The organism is Burkholderia sp. 9779_493 (assembly GCF_015712215.1).
In the GTDB taxonomy this organism is placed as follows: domain Bacteria; phylum Pseudomonadota; class Gammaproteobacteria; order Burkholderiales; family Burkholderiaceae; genus Burkholderia; species Burkholderia cenocepacia.
On sequence record NZ_JACCQA010000030.1, the window covers coordinates 85,009 to 93,660 of the forward strand.

The 8,652-nt window shown below is 68.3% G+C and carries 8 protein-coding genes; 2 read left to right on the plus strand and 6 right to left on the minus strand.

Going from position 1 to position 8,652, the window contains the following annotated elements:
- The 3 genes from H0X95_RS26550 to H0X95_RS26560 all read right to left on the minus strand — a co-directional run bounded on the left by H0X95_RS26550 (position 1) and on the right by H0X95_RS26560 (position 2,351).
- Entirely contained in the window at positions 1-387 is a 387-nt protein-coding gene (locus tag H0X95_RS26550) for a 2-hydroxymuconate tautomerase family protein (RefSeq protein WP_059722431.1), read from the minus strand.
- Positions 388-567: 180 nt separating this feature from the next.
- Positions 568-1,071, minus strand: coding sequence for an aromatic-ring-hydroxylating dioxygenase subunit beta (locus H0X95_RS26555; protein WP_006495639.1), 504 nt, complete (start codon positions 1,069-1,071; stop codon positions 568-570).
- The gene (locus tag H0X95_RS26560) at positions 1,068-2,351 is read right to left on the minus strand and encodes an aromatic ring-hydroxylating oxygenase subunit alpha (RefSeq protein ID WP_006483596.1); all 1,284 of its coding nucleotides are present in this window, start codon (positions 2,349-2,351) and stop codon (positions 1,068-1,070) included. The genes H0X95_RS26555 and H0X95_RS26560 overlap by 4 nt, the downstream gene beginning before the upstream one ends.
- A 140-nt stretch (positions 2,352-2,491) precedes the next feature.
- Between H0X95_RS26560 and H0X95_RS26565 the strand changes: the two genes are divergently transcribed.
- Positions 2,492-3,409, plus strand: coding sequence for a LysR family transcriptional regulator (locus H0X95_RS26565; protein WP_034203393.1), 918 nt, complete (start codon positions 2,492-2,494; stop codon positions 3,407-3,409).
- A 126-nt stretch (positions 3,410-3,535) separates the two neighbouring features.
- Here H0X95_RS26565 and H0X95_RS26570 read toward each other — a convergent pair whose 3' ends face one another.
- Positions 3,536-4,525, minus strand: a complete 990-nt coding sequence (locus H0X95_RS26570; RefSeq protein WP_059722432.1) for a PDR/VanB family oxidoreductase — start codon at positions 4,523-4,525, stop codon at positions 3,536-3,538.
- Between the two features lie 156 nt (positions 4,526-4,681).
- On the minus strand, positions 4,682-6,079 hold the full coding sequence (locus H0X95_RS26575) for a spinster family MFS transporter (protein ID WP_034202737.1): 1,398 nt from the start codon (positions 6,077-6,079) through the stop codon (positions 4,682-4,684).
- A 418-nt stretch (positions 6,080-6,497) separates the two neighbouring features.
- Here H0X95_RS26575 and H0X95_RS26580 point away from each other — a divergent pair, with 418 nt between their 5' ends.
- Positions 6,498-7,616: a porin gene (locus H0X95_RS26580; RefSeq protein ID WP_059722434.1), complete on the plus strand. Its 1,119-nt coding sequence runs from the start codon at positions 6,498-6,500 to the stop codon at positions 7,614-7,616.
- Positions 7,617-7,654: 38 nt separating this feature from the next.
- Here H0X95_RS26580 and H0X95_RS26585 read toward each other — a convergent pair.
- Positions 7,655-8,652: LysR family transcriptional regulator (locus H0X95_RS26585; protein WP_196446281.1), on the minus strand; the 998-nt coding region annotated here is incomplete at its 5' end.

Here is an 8,652-nt window from a genome sequence, read left to right on the forward strand (position 1 = left end):
TCAGCGCCCCAGCGCCCGCGCGGTCTGGCCGCCGATGCCGAAGTCCGTGTTCGGAATGTCCTTGATGATCACGCGCGTCGCCTGCAGCGGCGCGTCGAGCACGTTCGCGCCCGCGTCGGACAGCGCGGCGATCAGCGCGCGCTTCTGTTCGTCGGTGCGGCCGGCGATCAGGATCGCGACGATCACCGGCAGCGACGGCGGCGCGCCGTCCGCGGCGCTGCGGCCGCCGAGGCCGATATGCGTCGCCGGCAGCTCGGTGAGCAACACGCGCACCGATTCGATCGGTGCGCCGATCGCGTCGACGGTCGCACCGGTCAGCCTGGCGATCAGTTCGGCCTTGCGCGCGGCATCGTGGCCGGCCGGCAGGAAAACTTCGAGTGTGGGCATGGTCGTCCGGAAAGGTGAAGGTGACCGGCTCACCGTTGCGCAGGCGATGGCGAACCGGTGGGCCGCGCAAAGGTGAAGGTGACCGGCTCACTTTTGCGTTGGCGGCGGCGAACCGGCAGCCGCTCACAGGTGAAGGTGCCCGGTTCACCATTGCGTTGGCGACGTTGAACCGGTCAGGGCTTACAGCAGGAAGCCGATCGCGCTCAGCGCTTCGGTCGAGTCGATCAGGCGCACGACTTTCTCCGCGATCCGCATCTCGCCGTCGGCATCGACGTGCAGCTTGTGCGTGACGTCGGCCGCGAACAGCGTCGCGACGCCGCGCTTGTACGCGACGACGACCTGCGCCGATTTCAGCTCGACGGTATCGGCGCTGCCGCTCTCCAGCGTGAAGCGCGACACGGTGCGCACCGTGCGCGCCGCGTCGGTCGCCGACGCCGAATAGCCGGACACCATCCGCTGCACGCGCTTCTCGCGCATGTCCTGGTCGTCGAACACGTAGTTCAGCGTCGCCGCGAAATCGGTCGTGTCGGGATCGATCGGCACCACGTAGTGCCCGGACCGGTCCCACAGGTCGAGCCACGCGCGGTAGTCGCGGCGGTCGAGCATCTCGGCTTCGCGCCACACGAATTCGACCGCGCGGGCGAAGGTCTGCTCGGAAAAGAGGGCGTTGCGGTCGTCCATCATTGTTGCTCCATCATCTTGCGCCATTGCTGGTAGGCCTCGCGCATGCCGGTTTCGTCGGTCGCATGCGCGGTCTTTTCGCCGTTCGCGGCGGTCGTCTCCCGGTTCAGCCCGCGATTCACGAGGATCGGCACGTCGGGGCCCGCGTGCGCGCCGCGCTGCACGCGCTCCCAGGCTTCCGCGTCGTCGGGGCTGCCGAAGCCGAACGGGCCCTGGAAGTGCTCGTGGATGCGCAGCCGCTCGCGGTTCGCTTCGTCGGGGCCGCCGTCCATCGCGAGCGCGACGTGGCGGATCTCCGTTTCGTTCGCGGAGATCGGCCGCAGCACGCGGAAGAACGCCATCGACAGCGCCAGGTTCGGGAACAGGTTCAGGTTGAAGCCGACGCCCATCAGCGAGCGCACGATGCGGCGCACTTCGTCCGGCGCATGGCGCTCGGCGAGCTTCGCGGCGAGCGGCGCGAAACGCTCGGGCAGCGGCGCGCCGTCGTCCTCGTCGAGATCGATCAACTCCGGCATCAGCACCGCGAGGCTGTGGCCGTTGCCGAGCCCGCGGCAGAACGCGTGCTCGCTCGTCATGAAACTCGTGATCGCGGCGGCCGTCTCGTCGTCGATCGACTTCATCCACGACTTGTGCACGACCGGGAAGTGATAGAGGTCGGTGGTGTTCTCGAGCTGGATCTTCCAGTTGCCCTTGAACTTGAACTTGTGTTCGCCGTTCGCCTTGATCGGGTAGCCGGCGCCCTGTTTCATGAACAGGTCGATCCACGGCTTCGCGCCGCCGAGGAAATCCTCGAGCGGTTCGATCGCATCGTTGAAGCTCGCGAAGATCAGCCCCTGGTACACGCCGACGCGCAGCTTCACGAGCGGCAGGTCGCCTTTGTCGCACACGCCTTCGTAGCCGTCGCCGTACGGCAGCGCGCGCAGCGTGCCGTCGAGCGCGTACGACCAGCTGTGATACGGGCACGTGAAGCCCTTCGCGTTGCCCTTGTGCGCTTCGCACACGGTCGCGCCGCGATGGCGGCAGCGGTTCTGCAGCACGTTGATCTCGCCGGTCTTGTCGCGCACGACGATCACCGGCTGGCGGCCGATCGTCGTCGTGATGAAGTCGCCCGGGTTCGGCAGTTCGCTGGCGTGCGCGACCCAGATCCAGGTGCGGTAGAAGATGCGGTCGAGTTCGGCTTCGAACAGCGCGGGATCGTGATACATCGCGGGCGCGATGCGGTCGGGCTGCGCGAGACCATGCAACGCGCGGGTGTCGATCGTCTGGTAGGCAATGTCGCTCATCGTCGTCGTGGGGAAAGAGTCGCGAAAATCGGGCCGCGCCGTGCGCAGCGTCCAGGGACCAGTCTCGTCTTCTGCTACATATCGGTCAAATTGATCTAAAATCGATGATCAAATAAATACGGCAAATGATGGAGGTCACGATGACGTCGGTCGATCATCTCGATCTGAACCTGTTGCGCGTTTTCCAGGCGATCGTCGAGGAACGCAGCCTGACGAAGGCCGGCGAGCGGCTCGCGCTGTCGCAGCCGGCCGTCAGCTATTCGCTCGGCCGGCTGCGCACGCTGTTCGACGATCCGCTGTTCGTGCGGACGCGTTTGGGCATGCAGCCGACGCCGGTCGCGCTGGAACTCGCCGGCATCGTCGGCAAGGCGCTCGACATGGTCCGCGTCGCGCTGCGCTATGCGGAGCGCTTCGATCCGGCCGCCAGCACGCGCACGTTCCGGCTGTCGCTGTCGGATGCGGGCGAGATGGCGTACCTGCCGGCGATCTGCCAGGCGCTGCGCGAGCGCGCGCCGCGCGTGACGCTCAGCGTGCAGCCGCTGCCGGTGGAGGAGATCGAGGAGGCGCTGCGCGCGAGCCGGCTCGATTTCGCGATCGGCAACCTGCCGGAGCTGATGCCGCGCACGCGCCACCAGTTGCTGTTCGAGGAAACCTACGTGTGCATGACGGGGCGCCGGCGCGGGCTGCCGGCGGCTGCCGCGCTGAGCCTCGACCAGTTCGTGCGCGCCGCGCACGTCAACGTGAAATCGGTCGAGCACAGCCACCACGCGCTCGACGACGCGTTGCGCGCGCAGGGCGTGGGCCGCAACATCGCGCTCGAGGTGCCGCACTTCGTCGCGCTGCCGAGCGTGCTGTCGGTCACCGATCTGTATGCGACGCTGCCGAAGCGGCTCGCGCAGATCCTGAACCGCGACAACGCATTTCGTCTGTATGAGCTGCCGGTCACGTTGCCGCCCGCGCCGGTGACGATGCACTGGCACGAGCATTTCCACGAGGACGAAGGCAACGCGTGGATGCGTGCGCTGCTCGCCGAGATCGTCGAGCGCTTCGACGAGTGACGCTCGGGTGGTGCGCGATGAGCGGCCGATGGGGCGCGCCGGCGTCGGCCTGCATCGGCTTCCAGCGCACCGGTGCATCGGCCCGTCGCTGGATCGGCGCCGCGGCATGTCGGCGCGCCCGACGTGTCAGAGATCGAGCACCAGCACGGCGGAACGTGCGCGCGACACGCAGCAGCAGATCACCGTATTGCTCACGCGCTCGGCCTTGCTCAGGCAGTGGTCGCGATGATCGGGCTCGCCGTCGATGACGGGCACCATGCAGGTGCCGCACACGCCTTCGCCGCATGACGTGTCGACCTCGATGCCGATCGTCGCGAGTGCGTCGACGATCGACGTATCGGGGGCGACGCGCACCGACTGGCCGCTGCGGTGCAGGCGCACTTCGAAGCCGTCGGCCAGGCTCGAACCGGCTTCGGCATTGCCCGCATCCGCGGCGACGGGTTCCGCCGCGAAGCGTTCGAGATGAATCGCGTCTTCCGGGATTCGCGTGGCCGCGGCCGCGACGACGGCATCCATGAACGGCCCGGGGCCGCACGTATAGACGTGCGCCGTCGGGTCGATCGATTCCATGCAACGGCCGAGTTCGGCCGCGAGCGCATCGGGCTCGACGCCGTAATGGAATGTCACGTGCGCCGCGAACGGCCCGGCCGACAGTTCGTCGACGAAGGCGGCATGGTCGCGGCTGCGCGCGAAATAGTGCAGTCGATAACGCGCGCCGCGCTTGTGCAGCGCATACGCCATCGACAGCAGCGGCGTGATGCCGATGCCGGCCGCGACGAGCACGTGCTCGCTCGCGTCATCGGTCAGACGAAACAGGTTGCGCGGCGTGCCGATCGACAACTCGGCGCCGACGCTCACGTCGTCGTGCAGCGAACGCGAGCCGCCGCGCGACCGCGCTTCCTTCTTCACCGCGAACAGGTAGCTGCCGCGCTCGTCGGGGTTGCCGCACAGCGAGTATTGCCGCGTGATGCCGGACGGCGCGGTGACGTCGATATGGGCGCCCGGTTCGTACGCGTCGAACGGCTGGCCGTCGACGCGCGAGACCCGGAAACAGCGGATGTCCTGCGCCGCGTCGATCAGCGCGTCGATCCGGACCTGGTGACGGTTCGCTTGCATGGGAAATTCCGTGGGATAGAGGAAAGCGGCGCGGCAGAGCCCGCGCCTTCATGCGATCGAGAATAGGGACGGGCATCGCATAAATCAAATCGATTAAAAAACGATGCCTGAATCAGCCGGATGGATAATACTCGGGCGCGCGGTCGTGCCCGGCGTTCAGCGCGCGGCAATCGCGTCGCCAGCGCCGGCGGCCTGCGGCGTCGCGGCCGACGTGTGACCGCGTTCACGGTCGAGGCTGCGGCGATAGTGCCGGCAGCCGACCGCGAGCAGCAGCGCGGCCAGGGTGGCCGCCGCGACGTTGACGATCGACATCGAATGGCCGACCGCGGCCGGTGCGCCGAACACGCGATCGGTGAACAGCGCGACGACGGTCGTGCCGATGCCGAGCGCGATCAGGTTCGACACGAGCAGGAACAACGCGGAGATCTGCGCGCGCATCTGGTTCGGTGCGAGCGTCTGCATCGCGGCGGTCGAGGTCGGCATCGGGAACGACGCGAAGAACATCGCGACGACCAGCATCGCGAGCGATGCGGGCAGGCTGTCGAGCTGCGTGAATAGCGTCGCGGGGATCGCCATGCACGCGGCGCCGATCGCGCCGGCGCGCATCGGCGCATCGCCGCGACCGCGCCGCAGCAGCCAGTCGTTGAGCCAGCCGCCGCAGAACACGCCGGCGGTGTTGGCGACCAGCAGCACGATGCCGAGCGTATAGCCAGCTTCGACGGCCGTCATCCCGAAGCGGCGGATATAGAACGCGGGCGTCCAGCTCAGCAGGCAGTACAGCGCCATCGCGTAGAACGAGAAGCCGAGGTAGTGGCACGCGAAGGTCGCGCGGTGCGTGCCGACGAAGCGCAGCGAATCGCGCATCGACACGCGCCGCACGGCGCCCGAGCGATCCTGCGCGAGCCCCTTGCGCTGCGGGTCGCGCACGGTCGCGGCGAACAGCAGCGCGACGAGGATGCCCGGCAGCCCGACGATCAGGAACGTGACCTGCCACGCATGCACCTGTCCGACGACCGGCAGCGTGAATGCGCTCGCATGCTTGAGCAGCGCGATCACGTAGCCGCCGATCAGGAACGCGATGCCGCCGCCGATGAACGAGCCGAGCGAATACACGGCGACCGCGCGCCCGAGCTTCTCCTTCGGGAAGTAGTCGGCGAGCATTGAATACGCGCCGGGCGACAGCGCGGCCTCGCCGACGCCCACACCCATCCGCGCGACGAACATCTGCACGAAATGCTGGCTGAGCCCGCACGCGGCGGTCGCGACGCTCCACAGCGCGATGCCGAGCGAGATGATGCGCGGGCGCGCATAGCGGTCGGCGAGATACGCGACGGGCAAGCCCATCACCGCATAGAACAGCGAAAACGCGAAGCCGTTGAGCAGGCTGAACTGCGTATCGGACAGGTGCAGGTCGCGCTTGATCGGTTCGATCATCAGCACGAGGACTTGCCGGTCGACGAACGAAAAGATGTACGCGAGCATGCAGATGACGACGACATACCATTCGTACGTATAGCGCTTGCCGTCGGCAGCGCGGGCCGTGGATGCGGACATGCGGGTTCTCCAGGAGCGGGCGGTGGGAAAGCGCGGCATCGGCCTGGCGGGCCGGGCGCGGTCGCGGCGCGAAAGCGTGCGGGTGACACGATCGACACGATCGGAGAGCAGCGTAGTCGGCCAAATTCGGCCGCCATAGCCGGAGTGACAGCCGCGCCACACGGACATTTACCGACCCGGATAAAGAAAACACCGAGACCGTGCGCACGGGCCGCCGTGCAGCGCGCGTGCGGCGGGGCCCGCGCGCGTCATGCGGCGCATCTATAAGCGTTATAGAGCGCATTGCGTCGACGTCCGAAATTGTCGTTCCTAGACTCGGCCCGGTTTTTATCGGCAGCGTTCGCATCTGAAAGCGAACGCGCTTCACATCAAGCGGCGCGATGCCGACAGGCGCCGCAACTTCTACGGGACGACGCAGATGAACCATCCGAACGGGCGGGCCGACCGGCTTGCCGTACCGCTTGCCGCGCTGCTCGCATGCATCGCGCTGCCGGCCGTCGCGCAATCGAGCGTGACGCTCTACGGCCGCATCGACACCGCGATCGAATACGCGAACGCCGGGCCGAACCACGTGACGCGCATGGGCAGCGGCAACCTGTGGGCGTCGCAGTGGGGGCTGAAGGGCGTCGAGGATCTCGGCGGCGGCTACGCGACGATCTTCAAGCTGGAGGACGGTTTCAACGCGGCGAGCGGCGCGTTGTCGAACAGCAGCGCGCTGTTCGGCCGCGAAGCGTGGGTCGGCATCACCGGGCCGTTCGGCGGCGTGCAGTTCGGCGAGCTCTACACGATCCTGCATACGACGCTCGTCACGTACAGCCTGCCGGGGCTCGGCGCGGGGCTCGCCTGGGGCAACGCGACCAACAATTTCGTCGGGCCCGCGTTCCTGCGCGTACGCAACTCGATGCGCTACACGTCGCCGCGCTACGCGGGCTTCCTGTTGCGCGCGATGGCCGCGCGCGGCGCCAACGGCGCGGCCGGGCAGCCGGCGACGCTCGGCGATACCTACGGCGCCGGCCTCAACTACGTGCGCGGCGGGCTGTCGGTCGACGTCGACTACATGCAGCAGAAGTTCAGCCCGGTGGCCGCATCGACGCTCGGCGCCACGAGCACGGCCGCGAACGGCAACTACACGCTCGGTGCGATTTCGTACGACTTCAACGTCGTGAAGGTGGCCGCGCTGTACCTGCGCCATCGCGGCGGCCCCGATGTCGCGACCGCGATCGACAGTCAGAGCGCCTATCCGCACAGCGACATCATGGAGCTCAGCGCGACGGTGCCGATCGGGCGTGCGTCGCTGCTGCTGAGCGTCGGCCATTACCGGAAGGTGGCCGACAGCGACGGCAATGCCGATTCGTACGGCATTCGTTTCGACTATCCGCTGTCGAAGCGCACGGTGCTGTACACGGGCGCCGCGATGGTACGCAACGGCGCGCATGCCCGCTTCGTCGTCAACGGCGCGGCCGGCGGCGGCGTCGCGGTGGCCAAGCCGGGCGCGACCGCGAGTTCGCTCGTCGCCGGCATCCTCACGTCGTTCTGAGCGTCTCGGCGAGCCCGCGCCCGTGTCCGCTCGCGCCGCTACGCGCAGGCGGGCGGCTGCGGCGCGAGCCATGCGTCGAACGGCGCCTGCTCGCCGATATTGAACAGCTCGAGCAGCAGCGCGCGCAGCCAGCGATGGCCGGGGTCCGCGTCGAAGCGGCGGTGCCAGTACGCGTTGACGCCCCATTCGCCGGCGCCGGCGATCTCGTACAGCACGCACGGCTGGCGTGCCGCGAACGTGATCGCGATCGTCTCCGGCAGGATCAGCGCGTAGTCGCCGTCCTGCAACAGCGCCGGCACCACCAGAAAATCGGGCAGCGCCGCGCGCACCCGCGGCATCAGTGCGTGCCGTTCGAGCAGTTGCATCGACTGCGGATGCGACGTGACGGCGACGAAGCGCAGCGCGTCGGGCGCCGCGCCGTCGAGCACGAAATCGTCGGGCAGCCCGACGCGCTGCGCGGTGCGGCGCGGCATCAGCAGCACACAGCGCTCGTGCAGCAGCGCGGTGCGCTGGAAGTGGCTCGACGCATCGGCGAAATGCCCGAGCGCGAAGTCGATGCGCCCCGATTCGAGCGCGACGTTCAGCTGGCATTCGTCGACGTGCAGCGTCTCGATCACGGCGCCCGGCGCGCGCCGGGCGAACGCGGCGAGCAGCGTCGGCAGGAACGCGCTCGCCGCGAAATCGCTCATGTGCAGGCGGAACACGCGCTGCGTGCTGTCGGGCGTGAAGCGTGAGCCTTCGTCGAGCACGTCCTGCAGGATCGCGAGCGCCTTGTCGACCGAGATCGCGAGCCGCTGCGCGCGCGGCGTCGGCTCGACGCCGGTGCCGGTGCGCACGAACAGCGCGTCTCGGAACATCAGCCGCAGCCGGCCGAGCGCGTAGCTGACGGACGGCTGCGTGACGCCGAGCCGCAGCGCCGCGCGGCCGACGTGCCGCGCTTCATACACCGCGCGAAACGTCTTCAACAGGTTGAGATCGAGATCCTGCACGCGCAGGCCGTCGGACGCGTCGCCGTCGTGCGGCGCGGGGTCGGGGC

Bases quoted from the DNA above. Each gene is read 5' to 3' on its own strand.
- H0X95_RS26565 (WP_034203393.1), top strand. From the start codon at position 2,492: ATGACGTCGGTCGATCATCTCGATCTGAACCTGTTGCGCGTTTTCCAG.
- H0X95_RS26560 (WP_006483596.1), bottom strand. From the start codon at position 2,351: ATGAGCGACATTGCCTACCAGACGATCGACACCCGCGCGTTGCATGGT.
- H0X95_RS26570 (WP_059722432.1), bottom strand. From the start codon at position 4,525: ATGCAAGCGAACCGTCACCAGGTCCGGATCGACGCGCTGATCGACGCG.
- H0X95_RS26555 (WP_006495639.1), bottom strand. From the start codon at position 1,071: ATGATGGACGACCGCAACGCCCTCTTTTCCGAGCAGACCTTCGCCCGC.
- H0X95_RS26580 (WP_059722434.1), top strand. From the start codon at position 6,498: ATGAACCATCCGAACGGGCGGGCCGACCGGCTTGCCGTACCGCTTGCC.
- H0X95_RS26550 (WP_059722431.1), bottom strand. From the start codon at position 387: ATGCCCACACTCGAAGTTTTCCTGCCGGCCGGCCACGATGCCGCGCGC.
- H0X95_RS26575 (WP_034202737.1), bottom strand. From the start codon at position 6,079: ATGTCCGCATCCACGGCCCGCGCTGCCGACGGCAAGCGCTATACGTAC.